The sequence below is a fragment of the Halalkalibacterium halodurans genome (assembly GCF_004376175.1).
Taxonomy (GTDB): Bacteria; Bacillota; Bacilli; order Bacillales; family Bacillaceae_D; genus Halalkalibacterium; species Halalkalibacterium halodurans.
Map to the genome: position 1 here is coordinate 1 of NZ_SNUY01000069.1, position 20699 is coordinate 20699.

Genomic DNA, 20699 nt, shown 5'->3' on the forward strand with positions numbered 1-20699 from the left:
TCCGCTCCTCATTCTAGAAAGATGCTTTTCAGAAGAAAATAACCATGATTCTTTCAAAGGGATCGGGAATCTAATCGTTTTTGGCCTAAAACCCTGATTTATGTTCGAGGTATGAATAATTCAGGTTGGTTACAAAAATGTATTCCAAGATTCTCTCTTTCTACTATACTATTCATTTTATTTTTATCATTCAGAAAGCCATTCATTTCGTGCTTCATGATACATTTTTAACAAAAACAAAAAACGCCCCTTCCATGAGAGAAGGGAACGCTTTCTCTTTTATCCAAAAATGAGATTGGCGATAAGTAAGCAAACGAGTGCCGTTAACCAGCTAAGCGTTGTTGGGACAGACCAAACGAGCATTTGCTCTTTCGGGTCTTTAATCCCAATCGTGCGGTTGACGACCCAAAACAGACTGTCATTGAAGTAGGAAAACACCATCGCTCCGAGGGCTGCTGCTTGCGCGGCTAGGACAAGATTCACATCCATTCCTGTTAAAATTGGCGCAGAAATTGACGCAGCTGTTATCATCGCAACTGTTCCGCTCCCTTGAATCAAGCGGACGAGAGAAGCGATCACAAACGGAAGCAAAATCGCAGGAATTCCTGTATCAACCACGAGTTCGGCTATATAATCTCCAGCTCCAGTTTGTCGAAGCACATAACCAAGGGCTCCACCTGCTCCTGTAACTAACAAGATTATCCCAGCCGTCTGAATCCCTTCTTCCATTCGATCCAGAGCTTCTGAGCGCTTCACGTGGTTAAATAATCCATAGATGGCAAGAAGGACTGCAATCCCAACAGCAATCACGGGTGAACCGAAAAATTGAATATACTCTACGAGCGTTCCTTCTAATCCGACGGCCGTCACCGTCGTGTTCATGAAAATTAAGAAAATCGGTACGACGATCGGTGCAGCGGAACGAAGCAACGATGGTAGCTCTTTGTTTTCTTTCTCTTCAAGCCAATCTTCGACACTCACCTCATGCTCTGGTCTGATCCAGCCTAAGCCGTCATCATCGGGAAGCTGATAGATTTTTTTCCCGATCCATTTCGCATATAACACGGTGACAATGATAATCGGAATCCCAAAGATCAATCCCGATAAGATCATTAAGCCAACGTCCACACCAAAAATTCCTGCAACCCCTAGCGGACCGGGTGTCGGTGGTACCGCATGGTGCATGACGACCGCTCCACCAGCAAGGGCGATAGCGAGTGTAACAATGGACTTCCCTGTTTTCTTTGATAGCGCTTTCGCTAATGTACTTAATATAATAAAGGCAGAGTCTACGAATATAGGAATCGATACGATATAGCCCGTAACAGCCATCGCCCACTCCTCTTTACGCTTTCCTAACACTTTGACGACCGTATAAGCTAGTCGTTCGGCCGCACCAGATACTTCTAATATTCGTCCCATCATTACACCGAAACCGATGATGATCGCCACAGACCCGAGCGTGCTTCCAAATCCTTCTGTGATGGCGCTTACAACATCAGGTGGTGCCATCCCGCCGACCAGACCAGTAATTGAAGCCGCGATGATCAGGGCTAAAAAGACATGCACTTTCGTTTTGATAACTAGAAAAATTAAAACCATAATGGCAATGACAAGACCTAAAATCATTTGAGCTCCTGAAACTTCCATCATTATCCCTCTTTTCCCCCATGTTTATGTTGAACGAAGGCACGCGTTCTCCGCATGCCTTCGTAACAACCAGAACGTTATGCTGTTACAAAATGCGGCGCGTATTTAGCCGCCAGTTTGATGCATTCTTCCATGCTGACCGTGCTGGCGATTCCTTTACCAGCTATATCAAAGGCTGTTCCGTGATCGACTGATGTACGTAAAAATGGTAGCCCGTTTGTTATCGAAATCGTCCGCTCAAAGTCGGTCATTTTTGCCGCAATATGCCCTTGATCATGGTAAAGGGACAACACTGCGTCATAGCGACCGTTAAGTGCATGATGAAACACAGAGTCAGCGGGTACGGGACCGACTGCGTTGATGCCGTCTTTTTTCGCTAATTCGATTCCCGGTGTAATTTCATCCATTTCCTCACGGCCGAACAAGCCATTTTCCCCACTGTGAGGATTTAAGCCTGCGACAGCAAAGCGTCTTTCTTTTACACCTAATTTCTCGAGCGCTTTATCACAGCGAAGCAAATAGTCGTGAACCCGCTCTTTCGTCATTTGATCAATGGCATCTTTCAGTGACAAATGACGGGTTAAGAAGAAAATCCGCATGCTGTGAACTTCGAACATCGTTAAAGGATCCTCGGTCTTCGTTAGATCAGCTAGCATTTCCGTATGTCCGATGTACGGGACTTCAGCTGCTTTTAATGATTCCTTGTTAATCGGTGTCGTCGCTAAGGCGTCTACTTTTTTATCGTTTGCTAATTGAACAGCATGACGAATGTACTCAAATGCGGCCTTGCCACACTGTGCTTGAACAGTTCCCATTTTCACCTCGGCTACATTCAAGTTATCAAGATGAATCACATCAATCGTGCCATATTCAAACATCGCCTCATCGACGGTCGTGATCCGGTTAATCGTCAAGTCTGCTTTCATCACAGGGAGCATTTTTTCTAGCATATCTCCGTGGCCGATGACAACAGGGTTCGCTACGTCATAGAGTTCTTTTTTGTTTAATGCCCCGACTGTAATTTCCGGACCGATCCCTGCAGGATCTCCCATCGGAATTGCAATAATTGGTTTTTTGTTCATCTCTCTCACTCCTATTTCTGTAGTTGACATTTGCTCACATGTGCTAACAAATATTGCACGCAGTCGTAAATCGATGTTTCATCTCCTACAAGCCCGCCCTTCGTCACAACTGGCAGGCCATCAAAATAACCAGCTACAAACGTTCCAAAGGCAACTAAAGGGAGAACCTCATCCTGCAACGCAATACCGTTCGCTCGCCCAAGAGCACACATGGAGGCGGTCACATCTCCCCCGCTCGTAAAACAACCAGCAAAGGATAGTTCATCACTTGCTAGCACTTGCCGGCTGATCGTCGCCAAACCGTCTGTAATCCGTTTCGCTAATGCATCCTCGCTCGTGTTTTCTTGCTTGGCTTTTTCTTTTAGGTTCACAAGCTGTTGGCCTGGCTTATACGTTGTGACGATAAGAATTTTTTCTGTTTTTCCCGCTTCCTGGGCCGCTTTTGTCGCCCGTTCCACTTCTTCATCCCAGGTGCTCGTATAACTGGCTAAAGGCTCTGGGTTAACGTAGATGGGAGAAGCATCGAGCTTGGTAATTAAATAATCAAGCTGCCTACCTGTTAGTGAGGTAGCGCTTCCTACCGCTACAAGAAGGCGGGCATCCTCCTGTTGCTGCTGGGTAACAGCGCGAACGTACGCCGCAGTAAAAGGGCCAGGACAAGCCGGAACGATCGGTTGATCCTTAATCACCGCTACCGCTTTTGCTACATCATCCACTTGCTCGTTCGTCACCGCATCAATGACAATTAGACGCTTCCCTTCGCTAATGAGCTGCTCTACATGCTGTAAAATGACGTTTCTTCCACTCATCACTTCATGTAATCCAACATAGCCGACAGGGTGTTTCGTCTGCTTGCGTAACAAATCTGGAACATACGATGTGATAATCGGCGAAACAGGGTCTTTTGATACAAATGTATCTTGAACTGGAACGCCATCAACGAGTAAATAGCCACCTGTGACTGTTCGGCCTGAGTCAGGAAAGGATGGCATGACAATCGCCACTGACGACTCACCAAGCTCAGCAAGCATCGTATCAAGCTCGACGCCAATATTTCCCCTTAACGTACTATCAATCCGTTTCGTAAACATTCGTGCGCCCCATCGCTTCAACTGATTCATCGCATCCGTCACACGCTTTGCCGCAATGGCAGAACGAACGTAACGGCTATCTGTATCCATTATCAAAGCTTGGTAATTATCCCCGGACGGGACACTCGCGCTGTGCACGACCGTCGCTGCGGGAAATCCTTGCTTTACGAGTCGAACGCCTGTCGCATTCGCTCCCGTTAAATCATCTGCAATTACGCCTATTCTCACAGTTGTGGCCTCCTATCATTAAGCCTGTGCAATCACCATGTTGTCATGATAGTTTTCATGCTTAAAGCTAGTAAAAAAATTAGCATCCGTAATGATTCCTTCTAATTTTGTCAGCTGGCAAACATTCGCAAACGCCCGCTTCGAAAATTTGCTCGAATCACAAATGAGCCATGTCGTCTGCGCAGCTTCCATCATTCGTTTTTTTATCGCTGCTTTCTCCAAGGTTGGAGCTGTTACACCGGCAGCCTCATCCACAGCATGGGCACCAAGGAAAAACAGATCTACGTGAAGTTCACGAATCATCCCTTCTGTCTGCGGACCAAACAACGCGCCAACCCCTGACTGCAATTCCCCTCCTGTGACAATGCACTTTGGTGAGGCATTCACTAGTTCAGCGGCAATCGTAATGTCATTTGTGACAATCGTTAAATCGTTTCGATCCTTAAGGAGCTTAATAAGCTCTAAGGTCGTCGTTCCTGAGTCTACTAGAATTGTTGCTCCCTCAGGGACAAGGGTGCACGCTTGCTTTGCAATGAGCTGCTTCTCCATTAAATACTCAGTCTGCTTTTGTGCGTAAGGAGTTTCGCCAATAAGTGAACTTGGAGCGACGGCGCCACCATGTGTTCGAATCAGCTTGTTATGTTCTTCTAAGTGCATCAAATCGCGACGGATGGTCATCGAGGACACGCCAAAATGAGAAGCTAATTCTTCAATGTCCACTTTCCCTTTTGATTCAACGAGCTTTTCGATCCATTCCCTCCGAGAGGTCACATTTTTTCCATCCTTTTGAATGTTCATTTATAACATCCTCCTTTGTTAATTTACAACACATAAACCTAAAGGTCAACAGTTAAATGTTCATTTCTAACAAAATAACGATTTATTTTCAGTATTATCACGTTTAATCTTAACATTAATTCGTAGAAATTGTGAAAGATACACAATGAATTAACTCCTATATAAAGTAACATTTTCCACTTAATTTACATATACTGGGCTACTGTCTAGAACTTGAAAGGTGTGAGAGGATGTATCCGAAACATGAACCGATTGACACGCACCAAAAATGTGATGACATTCCTGTTCATTTCCCTCCTCAATCTCAGCCGTGGCACCCAGGACTTGAATATTTAATGGAGCCTAGGCCAATCTCAGAAAACCCCCATCGGCCCCACAGTCATAAGCTCCTTGATCGAGTGGCTATTATTACTGGTGGAGATAGTGGGATCGGGCGCGCTGTTGCTTATGCCTTCGCTAAGGAAGGGGCAGATCTTGTCATCTCGTACTTATCAGAGCACGAGGACGCGATCGAAACAAAAAAACGGGTAGAGGAAATCGGACGAGATTGTTTGCTCGTGCCTGGTGACCTTCAACATGAACAAATGTCCGTTAAAGTCGTGGAAAAAACGATCGAACGTTTTGGCAAGCTTGATGTACTTGTCAATAATCATGCTGTTCAATTTAGACAAACGAGTCTATTGGACATAACAGAAGAGCAGCTTGACATTACATTTCGTACGAATATCTACGCCTATTTTTTTATGACGAAAGCTGCCCTCCCCCATTTGAAAAAAGGTAGTGCAATTATTAATACAACCTCCGTCACTTCCTATCTTGGTCACTCACAGCTTATCGATTATGCTGCCACAAAAGGAGCGGTTACGACTTTCACCCGTGCCCTGTCTGGATCTCTAGCCGACCAAGAAATTCGTGTAAACGGCGTCGCCCCAGGACCGATTTGGACACCGCTCATCCCATCTTCATACCCTGCTCATTCGATTCCTACGTTCGGATCGGACACTCCACTAAGCCGACCGGGGCAGCCGTTTGAAGTTGCACCAAGCTTCGTCTTTCTTGCATCGGATGACTCTAAATATTTGACAGGACAAATTTTGCATCCAAATGGGGGGCGAGTCACGGGCTCTTAATGGTGGGCAAAAAGAAAAAAGCTGAGCTTAATACTCAGCTTTCTGATGTCTACAACTGATTTAATGCTTGCTCTAAATCTGCCCACACGTCTTGCCAAGCTTCAAGACCAGCAGACATCCGTAGCAATTTTTTAGAGATCCCCATTTGGGTCCGTCTTTCTTCAGGAACGACGGCATGTGTCATCGTCGCGGGGTGTTGAATTAATGTTTCCGCATCACCTAAACTAACGGCAATTCGAATGAGCTTAAGCTGATTAACAACTTTCGCTATGTCTGCCTCTGTTCCTTTTATCTCAAATGAGAGTAGCCCGCCCCCCTTTTTCATTTGCTTTGCAACGATCGAATGATCAGGGTGCTCAAAATCACCTGGATAGAGAACCGTGCTTACCTTCGGGTGTTCCTTTAGTTTTTCCGCTAGTTTTTCAGCGTTTTCACAGTGACGATCCATTCGGACCGCTAACGTCTTTAACCCCCGTAGCAATAACCATGCATCAAACGGAGAAATGACGCCACCCATATCTTTTTGCGTTGTTTTTCGAATCAGTTGAATCGTTTCTTTGTCGCCAATTAATACGCCTGCCACAACGTCGCCATGCCCGCCAATGTATTTCGTTGCACTGTGGACAACGAAATCACATCCTAATGCGATCGGTTGCTGTAAGTACGGAGTGGCAAATGTATTATCGACAATTACTTTTATCCCTTTTTCTTTTGCTACCCTCACGACAAGCTCAAGGTCGATTAACTGCATCGTTGGATTGATCGGTGTTTCCACATAAATACACGTCGTGTTATCTTGAATGTTTGCTAAGATTTCCTCAACTGAGTCCATTGGCGAAAACGTTGCGTCAATGTTGTATTTTTCTTTCAGCATAGTGAGCAAACCGAACGTACACCCGTACACACCATTTGAGACAAGGATATGGTCGTTTGCTTTCGTCAAGCCAACAAGAATGGCAGAGACTGCGGCCATCCCTGAACCGAAGGCCAGGGCAGCTTCTCCTCCTTCTAGCTCTGCTATCCGCTGTTCAAGAATCTGAACGGTCGGATTGCCTAACCTTGAATAAACATAGCCAGCTTCCTCCCCAGCAAAACGATTACCTCCTTGCTCCATGGAAGCAAACGTAAACGTTGAGGTTTGATAAATCGGTGGGGTTAAGCTGTCAAAATGCTCGTTAGGCTTATAGCCTGTATGAATCGCTCTTGTTTCAAAATGTTGATCTCGCTTCAACGTGCTCCCTCCTTCTGTATCTACTTCTAGAATACATGTTATTTCAGAAAAATGTAAGCGTTTTCTAAAAATGTCGTTACATCTTTTTTTAAAAATCTTTGCTCTGATCTGAGAATATAACTTTCACAGTTAAATAGTCTGAAAAATCCGATAAATAAAGCATCTAGACTTTTTCAAAGGACAAATGTCTTCTTCTATTAAGTGAATACCGAGTAAAGGAAGCGGCTCACTAGATATCGAAACGGATTTAATAGTTTTTAAAAATAGTATTATTTCATCATTTTACGCAGAAAAACGAGCAGCTTATCTTAAGGCTGCTCGTTTTTTCCGGTTTTCTTTTCGTGCAGGCGCGGTTTCGTATAACCGTTTTTCCTCTTCGGTCTGAGGCTCGACCTGGGGAACTGGTTTTGGTTTACCTGATTCGTCAACGGCGACCATCGTTAGAAACGACTCGGTTGTTAACGTCCGTTCTCCTGTCAATAAGTTGTTCGAATGAACCCTCACATATACTTCCATCGACGTTCTTCCTGTATGTGTGACAAACCCTTCAAGTTCAAGGGCATCACCAACAGTAGCCGACGACTTAAAGTCAACAGAATCGATTGAAGCAGTAACCACCGCAGAATTAGCATGCTTCATCGCTGTTAAAGCAGCTATTTCATCGATATATGCGAGAACTTTCCCACCAAAAATCGTCCCTAGATGATTCGTATCTGGTGGTAATACGAGCCTCGTTTGTATCGTTCTTGATCGTTCAACCGGATAAGATTGAATCATGGATGTCTCCGCCCTTTCAATGTCATTTGAAAACTCGGCTTGTCGCAAGTCATCTAGCGAAAGCCGTTGCTTAGACTAACTTCTTAAAGCAAAACAAACCCTCTTTTCAAAGGAAAGAGAGTTTGTGATAGCATACGAATCCAACGATTAAAAACAATATGTAGAACAGCTATCACTCCTCCCTATGACGCGTAGGTGCAAGTGCATACATTAGGCAGGTCTCCTGACTTAAGATCAACACTCCATGTGTACCTTCCCATCCTTTGGACAGTGGTTTCTTCACATGTAGCTCCTTATTACAGTGGCGCGACCGTGCTGGACTTTCACCAGCTTCCCTTTTCAGATTCAACCGATTGTTTGAACCACCTAATGCTTGAGCGTGCTTATTAAATTATGCCCCAACGTTTTTAGTATACAGAAAGGAGCCTAATTCGCAACCGTTTTCATTGTGATTAAACGAGCATCGCCGCACCTAGTACGCCCGAGTCACCGCCTAGTTTTGCCTTCACGATCGTTGTTGATCGTGCCAATCCTGGATAAAGGTAGCGAGATACTTTCTCTTTTACGATCGGTAAAATCAGATCATCCGCATTCATAACACCACCACCAAGAACAAAGACATCTGGATTTACAGTATGGGCGATATTCGCGATCCCGATCGCTAAATAGTCCATCGCTTCTTCGACTAAGCGTTGCATATCATGATCTCCCCGGCGAATCCGGTCAAATACCTCTCTCGTCCCACCTTCAACCCCGAAACGCTCTCGTGCCATTCGTCCGATAGCCGTTCCACTTGCTAGCCCCTCTAGTGACCCTGGGTTCAAATTTGCGTGCTGATAGCCATTTGGTTGAACGATCATGTTGCCAATTTCCCCTGCATAATCACTGGCCCCATGAACGATGCTTCCATCTAAAACATAGCCGCCACCAATGCCTGTGCTGATCGTTAAATAGAAAACACTCGTAAATCCTTGTCCACTTCCAAGCAAAGCTTCCGCCAGTGCTGCCACATTGGCATCGTTATCTAATTTCACAGGGCACTGAAACTGCTCCTGAAAACGATCAACTAGATGAATATGATCCCAGCCTGGGAGGTTCGGTGGACTAAGAATCGTACCTTCCGTAGAGCTTAACGGACCCGGTGCCCCAATTCCAATTCCGGCAAACGGCTGATGATCCGTGACTTTTTCTGTTAAAGACATCATCTTGTTCATTACTTCCTCTGGACCTTGCGCCGCTTCCGTTGGGCATTCTTGCACGGAAATTATCTCTCCTGCATCACTAACGAGTGCCGCTTTTATTTTTGTTCCACCTAAATCGATTCCAACCTTCATGGTGCCATCCTCCTTTACAAAACTTAACTCTATTATCCTCTTAACCGAAGCAAAATGCTAGCTCTCTTTAAAGAACAGAAACCCTGTAAAGGCACAGGGTTTCTGCAACAAATTATTGATTCAGTTCTTGCCACTCATCAAATTGGCGCTGCATTTCATCGATCACTTTTTGCAGTCCAGCTTCGTTCAGCTTGTCATTAAAGAGTGGTAAATACTCCTCTGGATCTACAGCACCTTTCAGCAGCGCTGGAGAGAATTCGCTCGTCACGTTTGAAATCGCAGCAATTTCAGTACGCACTGGATTCGAGTCAAAGTAAAAGCCGAGAGCTGGTGAAGGAATCGCACTTTCATTAAAAGCTTCAAACGCTTCCCATTTATCTTGCGGGTCATCTTCGTATAACTTTAGAATGAGCTGATTCCCAATCGCAAAGCTTGGCATGTTATAGCGTTCTACACGTGCAGGCAAGTCGTTAATCGTGCCATCTTCAAGTTCCTCGTAATGGACACCCTCAATTCCTTTATCGAGAAGGTTTCGTAAATAGGGGTCTGAGTTAAGCAAATTCAAAAACATCATCGCCCGCTCAGGGTTTTTCGATGTTGCCGAAATCGCCTGCATGGATCCAGTTACAGAGTTATTAAAAATGTATGGCTCATGAAGCGGTCTCGTCGCGATCTCATATCCTGCGGTTCGTGTCCAAATGAGTTCAGCGTACGGTTGGTATAGCTCTTTACGCACGAACCAATTCGGTGTCTCTAACGGCCAAGAATCTGTACTCGTTGCTGCGTCTGGACGAATGTAGCCTTTTTTATAATAGTCGTGCATCGTCTTAAGCGTCTCCATCGTAATGTCTTCCTCGTATTTATTGATTACCTCGTTCGTGTTTCCTTCTAGCCTAAAGGCAAACGGCATTTCTTCTTGCAATATCGAATCAAACGGTAAGTAAGCATCAAACGTGGCAATTGGTGTTACGTCAGGTTCCTCTTCTTTAATGACCGCCAGGAGCGGCTCTAAATCTGCCAATGAATGGACGGATGAAAGGTCGAGATTATGCTTTTCAACTAACTCGTTGTTAAACGACAGGACAGCTTGTTGCCCTACTTCTTTATTCGTTGGCACAGCATACAGTTTACCGTCTACTTGTGCCCCTTCTAGAAACGCGGGATCAATCAACTCTTTCATTTCTTGTCCGTGCTCATCTAGTAAATCATTTAGTTCTAAAAACGCCCCCCGTCTCGCATTTAAAGCATAGTTGTTAGCCCACGAGCTCGTAAAGGCAATATCGTATGCTTCTCCTGAGGTTGTAATGACTTGCATTCTTTCATCATACTCGCCCCAATCGAGCATTCGTAAATCGACGGTCGCATTGATTTTTTCCTCCGTGTAGGCGTTCACTTCTTCCATGACAAGTTCAATCAGGTTGTGGTGTACCGATCATATACCACGTCAGCGTCACATGGTCTAGATCAGTAGCCTCCGTCTCATTAGCTGACTGCTCCCCAGACTCATCATGGCCCTCAGGCTCTGATTGACTCGATTCATTGGCAGATGAACATGCCACTAGGCCAACGAGCAAAAACACCATCACCGCAAGCTTCATAACAAACGATTTCATCATTTTCCCCATTTCTTTTTCCTTCAATATCTATTTCAAAAAGGAAGATTCCTTCTTGAGACAACTATTCCTTCACTCCACCAATGGTAAGTCCTTTGACAAAATACTTTTGAAAAAACGGATACGATAAGGCAATCGGAAGCGTGGCAATCACAACCATGGCCATTCGCGCCGAATCTTGCGGAATCGAGTCTAATAACGCACTGTTTTGGCTTGAAAGCATCGCATTTTGTCTAATGAAATCTAAGTTATTCTCAATTCTCATGAGCAGCGACTGCAATGGAACAAGCTTTGGATCGTCAATAAAGAGCAGAGCATTAAACCAATCATTCCAATAGGCGAGCGTACTAAACAGGGCTATGGTTGCAATCCCAGGAATCGAAAGGGGCAGGACAATTTTTAAAAAAATCCGAAACTCGCCAGCTCCATCAATTCTAGCAGATTCTAAAATGGCCTCAGGGACGGAGCGTTGGAAAAAGGTTCGCATAATAATGATATAAAACGCGTTAACCGCCATTGGTAAAATTAAGGCCCAGACAGAGTTTTTCAAACCAAGAAATTGTGTCATGACGATATAAAACGGGACCATTCCACCGCTAAAAAGCATCGTGAAAAAGGCAATAAACGTAAACAGCTTTCGGTATAAAAATTGCTTTCTTGAAATGGCATAGGCATACAACGCAATAATCGAGACGCTCATCAACGTTCCAACAACCGTGATGAAGATCGTAACCCCGTAGGCCCGAAACACTTCTGAGCGCATTTGCCATAAGTAACGATAGGCGTCGAAGCTCCATTCGCTTGGAATGATGCGGTATCCATTCATCGCAAGCGATTGCTCACTCGTCAAGGAAATGATGATCACATAAATAAACGGGAAGATACATAAGAATGCAAACGTTCCAATCAATGTGTGCATAAAAATATTAGTAGATCGAGAAAAACCGTACGGATTGTACGTCTTCTTTTTCTTCGGTGGTGGTGTGCTCTCTAGCTCCGCCATTTTTCTGTTTTGTTTTGCGAGTTCACTCATCTGACTTCCGCCTTTCTCCTATCTAGAACAAGGCATTTTCTTCATCTATTTTCCTCACGATATAGTTTGTGATTAAAATTAATACAAACCCAACCGTTGCCTGATATAGACCCGCCGCTGTGCTCATTCCAATGTCCCCCATCGTCATTAACCCGCGATAAACATACGTGTCGATAACATTAGTGACGGAATATAGCGGACCTGAGTCACGTGGCACTTGATAGAACAAGCCGAAATCCGCGCTAAAAATACTTCCAATGTTCAAGATTGTTAAAATGATAATGAGCGGCATAATCATCGGGATCGTGACGTGGCGAATTTGTTGCCACTTGCTTGCCCCGTCAATAATGGCGGCTTCATAGTACGTACGATCAATGGCGACAATGGCGGCTAAATAGACGATGCTACTAAAGCCGACCCCTTTCCATTGGCTGATAGTAATGATGAAATAAGGCCAATATCCAGGTTCGTTGTACCAAGCAACAGGATCGATATTTATGGCTGACAAAATCGTATTGAACAGTCCACGATCGATACTTAAAAACGTAAACACAAAATAGCTGACAACAACCCAGGACAAAAAGTGAGGAAACAGCATGCCTGTTTGATAGATTTTGGCCAGCTTTTGATTGGTCAACTCACTAATAATAATTGCGACCGCCACAGCCAATACAAGCCCGAGAACAATAAAAACGACATTATATAAAACCGTATTTCTCGTAATGATGAACGCATCGTTCGTACTAAACAAAAACTGAAAATTTTCAAGTCCGACCCATTCGCTATGGTACAGGCTGGCAAAAAAGCCATCCGGATGAAAACGAAAATCTTTAAACGCAATAATTTGTCCAAACATGGGAATATACTTTAGAACGAGGAGCCAAATGAGCCCCGGTAAAACCATCAACAACCAAATGCGATTGTCATATATATTTTTTAGTGTTTGTTGAATCTTGTTCATCTCTTCCCCCCTCTAACTGGTAATCGTTCTATACCTCCATTCTATGAAACCCCTTACATTCTTCCTAGTTGAGATATCTTAAATTTACTGGCAAAAGTAAATGTCTTTAAACGGTAAAAGGGTTGGAGATGGAAACGGGTAACACACTTGATCGAGCGTGGGAACCTGTAATTACTAATAATTGGACAATCTCCGGGAAGTCACGAAAAAAAGGCGCTTTCACGCCCTTTATGAATGCTTATGGACTTTCCGCCACTCGGTCGGTGTCATCGCTTCATATTTTTTAAACTGTTTATAAAAATAAGTCGCATCGCCATACCCTACTTTTTTTCCAATCTGTCCGGCTCGATCGTATGAATTCAACAGCAATTTTTTCGCCCGGTCAATTCGTAGTTGATTTAAATATTTCGTAAACGAACAGCCGACCTCTCGCTGAAAAAGTTGCCCTAAATAGATAGGATTAATATGAAACGAGTGGCCTAATGTTTTTAACGATAAATCCTGTGAAAAATGTTGATGGATGTGCTGCAAAACCGTTTGTATGATCGGACTGTAGTTTTTTTCATTTTCCTGGAGATGATCATCCTCTAGCAGGTCAATGCAACGGTCGATCATTTTCATCGCCTCAGAAGTCGTCTCGACGTGGACAATTTGCTGCACAATTTGGACGTACTGATCAAACGGTAATTGGACAATAAACTGACTTTTAAGCCGATAAAAAAATTCCATGAGAACGCTTTTTAAGAAAATCGGATTTCGTTCACAGTGACTTTCACTGAGCATGTGCTCCAGATCCTTTCGTACCTTTTGATAATGACGATTGGCTAAATGCTCAAAAATGTCTTGCTCCAATGTGATGTTCATCTGAGGGGGAATCAACTCGCTTTCCCGCTTAAATGTGAGCTGATCGGCCATGTGATGATCTCGTTCTGGTAATAACAGCTTTAGCTCACATTTCATCTCCATCTCTCGATACACTTCGTACAGGCATTGAATTTCGGAAATCGGTTCACTATGAACAAATACAAACGGTTGTCCGATTGGTGCTTCAGTGACGACCGACTGAAATCGTGAACGTTCTTGCCCCCAATCGGACTCCCTTTCAAAGCCGCACCAGATAAACAAAAGATCACCAGAAGGGGTGACGACTGTCATGGCGCTATTTTCTTGTTCCAATGTTCGTTGCAGGCGATATAGCTCTTCTTCTGTTTGCTGATCCCACTCCATCTTTAACAGGCCTATCCTAAGTGGGAACTTCCATTGAACTTCAGGGTAGAAAGCCATCCGTTGTTTAAATTCTGTATGGCCCATCTTTCCGACAAGCCAACGCCAAATGGAATGATCACGTAAAACGAGTGTTGACTCTTCCTTCAAAAAAGCATGGTTAATCTTTTCCTTCACGTGGGACAGCGTAGAGATCAATTCCTTCTCATTGATCGGCTTTAATAAATAGTTTTCAATCCCTAAGGTTAGACCCTGCTTGACAAAATGAAACTCCTGAAATCCTGAAAGCACGATTGATTTAATAGTCTTCTCCCGCTCATTTAAAGCTGCAATTAGTTCCAAGCCCGTTTTTTCAGGCATTTTAATATCTGTAATCAACAGATCAAACGAAACGTACTTTGCTATTTCTAAAGCTTCAACACCATTGCGTGCCGTCGCCACAATTTCATAACCTAATTGCCCCCAATCAATGAGATGCTTTAAGCCTTCTAAAATAAGAGGCTCATCGTCAACTAGCATCACTCGTATCATGGACATCCACCTCACTTATGATCATTGGAGTTCTAATCGTGACAATCGTACAAACGTCAGGTTCGCTTTGAACGCTTACTCCAAAACGCTCTCCATACCGCAAGCGCAATCTTTGATTCACATTAAATAGGCCGATCGAATGCGATGAATTCTCTGTCATTGATAGTCGCTCATTGATTTCCTCTACCTTTTTTCGTGGAATCCCTTTTCCGTTATCCATGATTTGAATCTGCAATGTTTGTCTATGTTCTTGGATGATAATGTTGATTTGATTGTCGTCACGCTCCCGTTTAAACCCGTGAATTAGAAAGTTTTCGATCAACGGTTGGAGAATAAAGGGAGGTACTACGTAATGTTTGTGTTTTTCTTCAACAGCCACCTGAAATGTGAGCTGATTCGGGAACCGAATGTTAAACAATTCAACGTATTGTTCCACATGTTGAAGCTCGTCACCGATTGTGACAAGGTCGGCACTTTTTAACGAGTATCTGAACAAATAAGACAGCTGAACGATCATCTTGGCTGTCGTTCTTCCTCCTTCAGACAATGACTTCATCCTAATTGCTTCGAGCGTATTGTAGAGAAAGTGTGGATTGATTTGGCTTTGAAGGTTTGCCAGCTCCGCTTCTGTTTGCTTAAGCTTTGAAAAATAAACTTTTTCAATATAGTCCTCTAGTTCGTCCAGTGTTTCGTTAAATGTGTTTGAAATCATCGCCAGATCATCGTCGACATTTCCTGTCTCGATCCGAACGGATAGCTGACCGCTTTGCACTTCCTTCATCGTTTGAACAAGATCATTCACCCTAGTCAAATAGCCCCTCAACGAGACGTAAGGGAGAGCAATGGATACAACTGTTAAAAGAAGGATCAATAGAAACATCGTAATTTTGTAGTGGAACAATTGGGACAGTTCACTTCGTGGAACAATGGATGCAACCATGAAACCAGTCGATGGTTCAATCGATGATTGGATCAAATATCGGTTGTTTACAAGCTGTTGTGTGGCGCGATAGTCGATTTCTTTCAACGCCTCGTCTAACACGTCACCGTAGCTGTAAACAACATTTAGTTCTTCATCAATAATATAATAGCTCCCCTTCATCGGGTCTCCATTGTACGTTAAGAGCCGGTCAATATGGTGAAAAGTAAAATAAACGGTGAGCGTTCCTAATCGCTCAAGGGAAATCGGATCATTGATCTGCTCTTCCAAGGTAAAAAAATCGTTGTCTTTTCCGTAAAGATCCCTTTCTTCTTCATCGTAAAAATCACTTTCTTTCCATAGTCCGTAATTGTATAAATAATGGTATTGCGTACCTAATGTTTCGTTCCGAACTTGCAGTGCTACAATATCAGAATCTCGTGAAAAATAGTTTTTTACGTAAATATCAAAATTGTAAGGAACAAAGGACGAGCTCCTGGAATATTTGTCTAGCCTATACCCCATGTATTGCTGATAGTCATGCTGGAGGGCAAAGGCTAAATCTTCAATCAAATGCTTTTCGCGATAAAGCTGATAAACCCCTTGTTGCACAAACGTGTGTTTTTTTTCGATTTCTGATTTGATTTGATTGATCGCTGTCGCCTGCTTGTCCACTTCCCTTTGGATGATAAATTCCGAATAATGATCGGATAGAAAAACGAACAAAAAAGCCATCGTTAAAAAGATGATTGTGGAGTAGGTAAAGAAGACGCGATAGAACATTCGGCTGCTCAGCTTTCTCAATAAATTAAGCGCTTTCAATGATGTTCATCTCCCCTGCCCAATGATGTAAGTAAACAGAGACTTAAAAAAGCCTCTGTTTACTCGATCCATTCATAACGTCAGTTCAATTGTTTTAATTTCATAAGGAGTAAAAGTGAGTTCCACCGGTCGTGTGGACCATTCAGACAGCGCCTCAGACTCGATTAAATTTACTTCCCTCCACTGCTTTGCTTCATAACGACAATCAAGCTTGACTGTAGCCCGTGCCCCTTCCATTTCATGAAGCCGAATAATGACGGACGTTCCGTCTTCCGATTTTTTGATTGCATCCACGATCACTTGATCAGAAGAAACGGTGAATAACGGCTGGTCAAACGGCATCTCCGCTTCTCCTGGCACCGCGATGATCGCTGACTGAAGATAAGTGGCTTCCCGCTCAACGTCCCGTTTAAAAGCTGGCCCTTGAAACGGGTATAATGCATACGTAAATTGATGGTTGCCTATATCGGCTTCTGGGTCAGGGTATATAGCCCCTTTAAGTAAAGAGAGGGAAAGCACATTGTCCTTGATCGAATAGCCGTATTTGCTATCATTCAGCAAGCTGATGCCATAGTCTGCTTCAGCGATCGCAGCCCATTTATGACCGACCGTTTCAAATCGCGCCATATCCCATGAGGTGTTCCAATGGGTTGGACGCTTAAGATTGCCGAATTGAATATCGTATATCGCTTCATTTGTACGGATATCGACTGGGAATTCAACCTTTAGTAGTTGTTGCCTCGCTTGCCAGTCCACCTCTGTTGCAAAATCAATTCTCGCCGTATGACGGTAGCACCGTATCGCTTGCTTGATCACTACACCGTCCTCTTTCCATCTAAATAAAACTGTTGTTCGTAGCGGGCCGTTTTCGATCAGCTCACAGCCTTGAAAGCTAGAAACGGTGGATGACTTTTCTTGATAGAACAAATCAATATCCCAAGCATCATGGGCAAGGGGCTTATCTTCAAAACGTTTGAACACATTCCCTAGCTTGCCTTGGGCGAGCCATTCTCTTTTCCCTAGTTTATCATACATCCTAATAAACTGGCCTTCATCGTTCCATTCCAATTGATACCACGGAGTTTCCCACCTCCGCTCCTCAAAATTTACCTGACTAAGCATCTGCACTTCTTCTGCTGCCATCGTTGCTTTACTAATTGTTTGATAGGCAAACGGAATGCTTTTCTCAAGTAAGACAAGTGTTTCGTTATTTGCGGTTTGCTGAGATGAAAGCCCATGGCCTGTTTGATCCACGAAACGCTCGTCTGTTCCCTTAGGAATCGTTACAAGAATCGGTGTATCATATTGGTATGGATGAAAAAATGTCCACTTTTCTCGTTTATCATTCACCATTCGCTTTTCTTGTGTAGCAACAACTTGCTTTTGGATGGCTGCCGCCTCGGTGTAATCCTTTGCTGCATCTTTATACACTTCTTTAATCGACGAACCGGGGATAATGTCATGAAACTGGTTGAGCAAAAGAAGCTTCCATCCTTTTTCAAGCGAAGACCCAGGATACGCATCCCACCCCTTTTCTGCGCTTGCAGTCACCGCGAGAATTTCCGCCTCTCGATAGGAAAACTCTAGCTGCCGGTTCTTTTTTTTCATTTTGGCTTGGCTTGTGTAGGTTCCGCGATGGTATTCTAAGTACAATTCTCCATCCCATGTATGGACATACTCTGCGGTATTTGCTACATTCTCATGCAACTGATGAAAATACTCTTTCACATGGGTCGATTTCACATGTGGTACCCCTGGGACTTGGTCAAGCTGGCGTTTCATCTCTAACATTTCCCGGTTCACACCGCCACCACCATCTCCGTAGCCGTACGCTAAAAGTAAATCCTGATTCACTGCTTTATCACGGTATTTTTCCCAAGTCCCTTTAATTGTCTCCGCACTCATAAGGCCATTGTACGTATAAAACCACGAGTCTTTTGGCCTTCCCGGCTCTGGGGTTGTAATAAAATGAGTTAAGATCTCCGTCCCGTCCAGTCCACGCCAATAAAACGTATCATTCGGCATTCGATTATATTGGTTCCAGCTAATTTTCGTCGTCATGAACGTATCGATGCCCGATTTTTTTAAAATTTGTGGAAGCGCCCAACTATAGCCGAACACATCTGGCAACCAGAGAATTTTGCTCTCCTTATGAAACTCCTTTTTGAAAAACCGCTTACCATATAACAGTTGACGTACAAGGGATTCACCTGAAGGAATGTTGCAGTCAGCTTCGACCCACATCCCCCCTTCCACTTCCCATTGACCGTCGTCCACCTTTTGCTTGATGGCTTCATACAGCTTAGGCTCCTCTTCTTTCATCCATTGGTAAAGCTGGGGCTGGCTTTGTAGATACACATAGTCGGGGTACAAGTCCATTAAACGCAAAACGGTTGAAAAGGTTCGTTTGGCCTTTTCCTTCGTATGCTTCGTTTGCCAGAGCCATGCGAGATCAATATGGGAATGGCCAATAGCATGGATGTGAACATCCGAATGTTTCGGGAGGTGCTCCATGTCTCTCTCTAAACGTTCAAGAGCCTCGTAAACAGAATCATAAAATTGTTCGTTCCCAGGCTGTGTCCAATTGATTGAAGCAAATGCTTGATTCAAACGTGACAGCATCGCCACTCTCGTAGCATCGTGAACGTCAAGCTGACCAATCGCTTCAAGAATGGCCTTCGCTTGAAAATAAAATGCATCCACCTTTTGATCAAGCCAACCGTACCACGCTTGTTTGAAACGATAGTACTGCGTCCTAGGAGTCCCGCCTCCTTCAAGGCCAGACCACATCATCACATCAATTTCGAGACGGTTTCCGCCTTCCTTTGGGAGAAGCACTTCTTGGTGGTTGCTGTCCACCCCTTGAAACGGCTGCTTATTCACAAACAGCAACGCTTCAAAGCCCGAATTGTTTCCGCCTCCCGTCCGTCCAACATCGAGAAATAATACACACCGCTTATCACTCCATGCTTCTGGGAGATGGAGAGAGGTATTCAACCATACATATTTATTTCGCCCTGACCACGTATCGTTCACGTGAAACGTTTGCTTTGGGTAGTGTGTAGGAACAACGCTCTCTTTGCCTTGCTCTGGTTCATACATATAAAAGCTGTCCAGCGGCTTTACATCACGATACCGATACGAGGCTAGTTCATTGATTCGGTTTTGCAGCTTTTCCAGTTGATAAAACATGACGATCCCCCGCTTTATTGTTCTTCATATTCTCTAAAGGGCTACCAGGCACGTAAATCCCAGCCTCACTTAACAAAAATTCACTGAACATAGAATTGGCCCAAGCAAACCAAGATCTCGTATACTGTTTAGGACGGTCCACATCAAAGCCTTCATGCATAAAGTACGTATCAGCATGGGTTTGCTTAAACATGGCAACAATCTGCCTTTTTTCCTTTGAATCAATTGCTGTCATTCCTTGGATCGCCAAGGAAATATGCCAGACGTAATGATCAGGTGTGTGAGGACTCCCGACTCCTTTCGCATACGAACCTTCGTAATAATACGGGTTGTCCCGACTTAAAATGAAACGTCTTGTGTTGTGATAAACAGGGTCATCGGCAGTTGTATAACCGAGATATGGTATCGCGAGCAAGCTTGGAACATTGGCGTCATCCATAAGATTGACCCGGCCATTCCCATCCGTTTCATACACATAGATTTCACCGTAAACCGGATGGTCCATCTTGCCATACTGCTCGATCCCTTGGCGAATGTCTGCCTCTAACTCGCGAAATTGCTCAGCTAGCTTAATCTCCTCCATAGCTGTTAGCAATTCAACCGCATAGTTTGAGACGACTACAGCAAACATGTTTGCTGGGATGAGGTAGCCGTATAAGCACGCATCATCACTTGGACGAAATCCGGACCACGTCATTCCTGTAGGAACCGAGTACCCTCCTTTTCCCTTTCGTAACAGCGTGTCTGACACGCGGCAGTCGTCTCGTTCAAATGAATAGGATGACTTTGCCTCATGGTCCTGTTCGATTTTCCATATCCGATATATGGTCTCAAGCACTTGCTTTAATGTTGGCTGTAGCACCGAATCATCGCCTGTCGCTTTCCAGTATAAATACGCGAGCTGAATCGGATAGCATAACGAATCCAATTCATATTTTCGCTCCCATACGAGGGGGCGTATTGTCAAAACTTTATATAAAAATAGGTTATTAAATCCTATATTAGAGGGCTTTATAAGCAAAAAAATTGCCACCCCCTTAAATTCTGTAGATAATTGAGGTTACCACAACACCCAATTCCAGA

At 44.0% G+C, this 20699-nt stretch carries 14 protein-coding genes, 1 pseudogene and 1 riboswitch; of the genes and pseudogenes, 1 reads left to right on the forward strand and 14 read right to left on the reverse strand.

The genetic code is table 11. The features are described from left to right. Positions 1-279 precede the first annotated feature (279 nt). From E2L07_RS17305 to E2L07_RS17320, 4 genes are all read right to left on the reverse strand, one after another. Positions 280-1650, reverse strand: coding sequence for a GntP family permease (locus E2L07_RS17305; protein WP_134230182.1), 1371 nt, complete (start codon positions 1648-1650; stop codon positions 280-282). A 77-nt stretch (positions 1651-1727) separates the two neighbouring features. Continuing rightward, the gene (gene pdxA, locus E2L07_RS17310) at positions 1728-2732 is read right to left on the reverse strand and encodes a 4-hydroxythreonine-4-phosphate dehydrogenase PdxA (RefSeq protein WP_010896977.1); all 1005 of its coding nucleotides are present in this window, start codon (positions 2730-2732) and stop codon (positions 1728-1730) included. Between the two features lie 11 nt (positions 2733-2743). Then, positions 2744-4051 carry a four-carbon acid sugar kinase family protein gene (locus tag E2L07_RS17315; protein WP_134230183.1) on the reverse strand — a complete coding sequence of 436 codons (1308 nt, stop codon included), beginning with the start codon at positions 4049-4051 and terminating at the stop codon, positions 2744-2746. Positions 4052-4069: 18 nt separating this feature from the next. Beyond that, positions 4070-4849 (reverse strand): DeoR/GlpR family DNA-binding transcription regulator, encoded by a 780-nt coding sequence (locus tag E2L07_RS17320; protein ID WP_134230184.1) that lies wholly within the window; start codon positions 4847-4849, stop codon positions 4070-4072. Between the two features lie 230 nt (positions 4850-5079). On the opposite strand from E2L07_RS17320, the gene E2L07_RS17325 reads away from it, so the two are divergent. Continuing rightward, entirely contained in the window at positions 5080-5979 is a 900-nt protein-coding gene (locus tag E2L07_RS17325; protein WP_010896973.1) for an SDR family oxidoreductase, read from the forward strand. 49 nt (positions 5980-6028) lie between these two features. On the opposite strand, the gene megL is transcribed toward E2L07_RS17325, so the two are convergent. From megL to E2L07_RS17375, 10 genes and pseudogenes are all read right to left on the reverse strand, one after another. Next, the gene (megL, locus tag E2L07_RS17330; protein WP_053432523.1) at positions 6029-7210 is read right to left on the reverse strand and encodes a methionine gamma-lyase; all 1182 of its coding nucleotides are present in this window, start codon (positions 7208-7210) and stop codon (positions 6029-6031) included. Between the two features lie 303 nt (positions 7211-7513). Beyond that, positions 7514-7987, reverse strand: a complete 474-nt coding sequence (locus E2L07_RS17335) for an acyl-CoA thioesterase (RefSeq protein ID WP_010896971.1) — start codon at positions 7985-7987, stop codon at positions 7514-7516. Between the two features lie 196 nt (positions 7988-8183). Further along, positions 8184-8372, reverse strand: a riboswitch (cobalamin riboswitch). Between the two features lie 67 nt (positions 8373-8439). Continuing rightward, positions 8440-9321, reverse strand: coding sequence for an ROK family protein (locus tag E2L07_RS17340; RefSeq protein WP_053432522.1), 882 nt, complete (start codon positions 9319-9321; stop codon positions 8440-8442). A 112-nt stretch (positions 9322-9433) separates the two neighbouring features. Beyond that, positions 9434-10934 (reverse strand): annotated as a pseudogene (locus E2L07_RS17345) (ABC transporter substrate-binding protein). Positions 10935-10998: 64 nt separating this feature from the next. Continuing rightward, positions 10999-11853 carry a carbohydrate ABC transporter permease gene (locus tag E2L07_RS17350; RefSeq protein ID WP_412733947.1) on the reverse strand — a complete coding sequence of 285 codons (855 nt, stop codon included), beginning with the start codon at positions 11851-11853 and terminating at the stop codon, positions 10999-11001. A 136-nt stretch (positions 11854-11989) separates the two neighbouring features. Then, positions 11990-12928 carry an ABC transporter permease gene (locus E2L07_RS17355; protein WP_010896967.1) on the reverse strand — a complete coding sequence of 313 codons (939 nt, stop codon included), beginning with the start codon at positions 12926-12928 and terminating at the stop codon, positions 11990-11992. Positions 12929-13156: 228 nt separating this feature from the next. Then, on the reverse strand, positions 13157-14683 hold the full coding sequence (locus E2L07_RS17360) for a response regulator transcription factor (protein WP_166740115.1): 1527 nt from the start codon (positions 14681-14683) through the stop codon (positions 13157-13159). Continuing rightward, positions 14661-16424: a sensor histidine kinase gene (locus E2L07_RS17365; protein ID WP_053432518.1), complete on the reverse strand. Its 1764-nt coding sequence runs from the start codon at positions 16422-16424 to the stop codon at positions 14661-14663. Before E2L07_RS17365 ends, E2L07_RS17360 begins: the two co-directional genes overlap by 23 nt. Before the next feature lie 72 nt (positions 16425-16496). Further along, positions 16497-19616, reverse strand: coding sequence for an alpha-mannosidase (locus E2L07_RS17370; RefSeq protein ID WP_134230187.1), 3120 nt, complete (start codon positions 19614-19616; stop codon positions 16497-16499). Then, positions 19576-20649, reverse strand: a complete 1074-nt coding sequence (locus tag E2L07_RS17375; RefSeq protein ID WP_276399899.1) for a glycoside hydrolase family 125 protein — start codon at positions 20647-20649, stop codon at positions 19576-19578. The genes E2L07_RS17370 and E2L07_RS17375 overlap by 41 nt, the downstream gene beginning before the upstream one ends. Positions 20650-20699: the final 50 nt, after the last annotated feature.

Bases quoted from the DNA above. Each gene is read 5' to 3' on its own strand.
- E2L07_RS17340 (WP_053432522.1), bottom strand. From the start codon at position 9,321: ATGAAGGTTGGAATCGATTTAGGTGGAACAAAAATAAAAGCGGCACTC.
- E2L07_RS17320 (WP_134230184.1), bottom strand. From the start codon at position 4,849: ATGAACATTCAAAAGGATGGAAAAAATGTGACCTCTCGGAGGGAATGG.
- pdxA (WP_010896977.1), bottom strand. From the start codon at position 2,732: ATGAACAAAAAACCAATTATTGCAATTCCGATGGGAGATCCTGCAGGG.
- E2L07_RS17350 (WP_412733947.1), bottom strand. From the start codon at position 11,853: ATGCACACATTGATTGGAACGTTTGCATTCTTATGTATCTTCCCGTTT.
- E2L07_RS17335 (WP_010896971.1), bottom strand. From the start codon at position 7,987: ATGATTCAATCTTATCCGGTTGAACGATCAAGAACGATACAAACGAGG.
- E2L07_RS17370 (WP_134230187.1), bottom strand. From the start codon at position 19,616: ATGTTTTATCAACTGGAAAAGCTGCAAAACCGAATCAATGAACTAGCC.
- E2L07_RS17325 (WP_010896973.1), top strand. From the start codon at position 5,080: ATGTATCCGAAACATGAACCGATTGACACGCACCAAAAATGTGATGAC.
- E2L07_RS17305 (WP_134230182.1), bottom strand. From the start codon at position 1,650: ATGGAAGTTTCAGGAGCTCAAATGATTTTAGGTCTTGTCATTGCCATT.
- E2L07_RS17360 (WP_166740115.1), bottom strand. From the start codon at position 14,683: ATGATACGAGTGATGCTAGTTGACGATGAGCCTCTTATTTTAGAAGGC.
- E2L07_RS17355 (WP_010896967.1), bottom strand. From the start codon at position 12,928: ATGAACAAGATTCAACAAACACTAAAAAATATATATGACAATCGCATT.